This is a genomic window from Pseudomonas sp. K5002 (assembly GCF_013386655.1).
Taxonomy (GTDB): Bacteria; Pseudomonadota; Gammaproteobacteria; order Pseudomonadales; family Pseudomonadaceae; genus Aquipseudomonas.
The window spans coordinates 1-2,630 of sequence record NZ_JACARK010001001.1; the positions used below are offsets into that span (position 1 = coordinate 1).

At 62.7% G+C, this 2,630-nt stretch carries 3 protein-coding genes; 1 reads left to right on the forward strand and 2 read right to left on the reverse strand.

The features are described 5' to 3' along the window. Together HX846_RS32380 and HX846_RS32385 are read right to left on the reverse strand one after the other, a co-directional pair. Positions 1–676 (reverse strand): YgcG family protein (locus tag HX846_RS32380; protein WP_178966967.1); only part of this gene is annotated, 676 nt, incomplete at its 3' end. Next, positions 676–1,284 carry a LemA family protein gene (locus tag HX846_RS32385; RefSeq protein WP_003209150.1) on the reverse strand — a complete coding sequence of 203 codons (609 nt, stop codon included), beginning with the start codon at positions 1,282–1,284 and terminating at the stop codon, positions 676–678. The genes HX846_RS32380 and HX846_RS32385, both read right to left, overlap by 1 nt. Positions 1,285–1,498: 214 nt before the next feature. Here HX846_RS32385 and bglX point away from each other — a divergent pair. Then, a partial coding sequence (gene bglX, locus HX846_RS32390; protein ID WP_178966968.1) for a beta-glucosidase BglX occupies positions 1,499–2,630 on the forward strand: 1,132 nt, incomplete at its 3' end.

The following is a 2,630-nucleotide window of genomic DNA, read 5'->3' on the forward strand; positions in this document are numbered from 1 at the left end:
AGCCACCACCGCCACCGCCTCCCCCGCCGCCACGACCGCTGCTGCTAAGAATCGCCAGCAGGATAGCGCCAACGGGCAGGCCCATGCGATTGCACAGCCACAACACTGCCAGCAACAGGATGAACAGGCCAATGGAAATGCCCGGGTTTTGCTTGGCGAAGTTGGCCTCGGACACATGCGCCGGTACGGCCAGCGGATCGCCGCCCACCACCTGCAGCATCGCCGCCACGCCGTCGCTGATGCCCTTGCTGTAGTTGCCCGCCTTGAACGCCGGGGCGATCACCTGGTTGATGATCACCCAGGACTGCGCATCCGTGAGCACGCCTTCCAGGCCATAACCCACTTCGATGCGAATCTTGTGCTCATCCCGGGCGACGATCAGCAGGGCGCCGTTGTCCTTGCCCTTCTGGCCGATGCCCCACGCGCGGCCCAGTTGATAACCGAAGTCTTCAATGGGCACGCCTTGCAGGTCGGGCACGGTGACCACCACGATCTGGTCGCCGCTGGTCTGCTCCAGCGCCTGCAACTGCTGGGTCAGCTGCGCACGCACGGCCGGGTCGATCATCTGGGCGTTGTCCACCACCCGTCCGGTCAGGGCCGGGAAATTCAGGGCGGCCTGGGCGGTCAGGCTGAAGGCCAGCAGCACCGCCGCCATCAGCCAAGCGCGCTTGCCCATCAGAATTTCACTTGCGGCGCTTTATCGGCATCGGCACTCGTGGCCTCGAAGTTGGCGCGGACCGGCAAGTCGCTGTACATCACGCTGTGCCACAGGCGGCCAGGGAAGGTGCGGATCTCGGTGTTGTAGGCCTGCACTGCCTGGATAAAGTCGCGGCGGGCCACGGCGATGCGATTTTCGGTGCCTTCAAGCTGCGATTGCAGGGCCAGGAAGTTCTGGTTGGCCTTCAGGTCCGGGTAGCGCTCGGACACCACCATCAAACGGCTGAGTGCACCGCTCAAACCGTCCTGGGCTTGCTGGAACTGCTTGAGTTTCTCGGGATTGTCGAGGGTGCTGGCGTCCACCTGGATCGAGGTGGCCTTGGCCCGCGCTTCGATCACGGCCGTCAGGGTGTCCTGTTCATGGGCGGCGTAGCCCTTGACCACTTCCACCAGGTTGGGGATCAGGTCGGCGCGCCGCTGGTACTGGTTCTGCACCTGGGCCCAGGCCGCCTTGGCCTGTTCGTCCAGGGTCGGGATCTTGTTGATGCCGCAACCGCTCAGCACGGTGCTCACCAGTATCAATGCCACGGCCTTCCAGCCCCAACGGTAACCTTGTGCTGCTTGCATGGTGTTTCTCCTGCCAAACCTATGAAATTTACCGACTGACGCGTTAGCCACGGGCTTAGGGCATAATCCGCCACCACCCACTGGATTGCATCGTGCCAATCAGCTAAAAGATGCCCAGCGCCAATAAGAGTTCAGAAGTGTGCGGTATTTATCTGAACAACACCCGAACAACAATAGACGCTCTCCGGTCCCAAGGCTGCGAGAAAGGATTTTCATGAAGAAGCTGTGTTTGCTGGGCCTTGTTGTCAGTTTGGCCACTCATTCCGTATTAGCCGAAACAAAGCCCGCAGTGCTCAAGGACAAGGACGCCTTCGTCAGTGACCTGCTCAAGCAGATGACCCTTGATGAGAAGATCGGCCAATTGCGCCTGATCAGCATCGGCCCCGAAATGCCCCGCGAACTGATCCGCAAGGAAATCGCCGCCGGTCGCATCGGCGGCACCTTCAATTCGATAACCCGCCCGGAAAACCGTCCGATGCAGGACGCAGCCATGCGCAGCCGGTTGAAGATCCCGATGTTCTTCGCCTATGACGTGATCCACGGCCACCGCACGATATTCCCCATCAGCCTGGCCCTGGCTTCCAGCTGGGACATGGACGCCATCGGCCACTCCGGGCGCATCGCCGCCCAGGAAGCTGCCGCCGACAGCCTCGACATCACCTTCGCGCCGATGGTCGACATCTCCCGCGACCCGCGCTGGGGCCGTACCTCCGAAGGCTTTGGCGAAGACACCTACCTGACCTCGCGCATTGCCGAAGTGATGGTCAAGGCCTTCCAGGGCAGCAGCCCGGCCAAGGCCGACAGCATCATGGCCAGCGTCAAGCACTTCGCCCTGTATGGCGCGGTGGAAGGCGGTCGCGACTACAACGTGGTCGACATGAGCCCGGTCAAGATGTACCAGGACTACCTGCCGCCCTACCACGCCGCCATCAAGGCCGGCGCCGGTGGCGTGATGGTTGCGCTGAACTCGATCAACGGCGTACCCGCCACCGCCAACACCTGGCTGATGAACGACCTGCTGCGCAAGGACTGGGGCTTCAAGGGCCTGGCCGTGAGCGACCACGGTGCGATCTTCGAGCTGATCAAGCACGGCGTGGCCAAGGACGGGCGTGAAGCCGCCAAGCTGGCGATCAAGGCCGGCATCGACATGAGCATGAACGACTCGCTCTACGGCAAGGAATTGCCCGGCCTGCTGAAGTCCGGCGAGATCGAACAGAGCGACATCGACAACGCCGTGCGCGAAGTGCTCGGCGCCAAGTACGACATGGGCCTGTTCGCCGACCCGTACCTGCGCATCGGCAAGGCCGAGGATGACCCGGCCGACACCTACGCCGAAAGCCGCCTGC

Coding starts and splice junctions, on each gene's coding strand:
- HX846_RS32385 (WP_003209150.1), bottom strand. CDS start 1,284: ATGCAAGCAGCACAAGGTTACCGTTGGGGCTGGAAGGCCGTGGCATTG.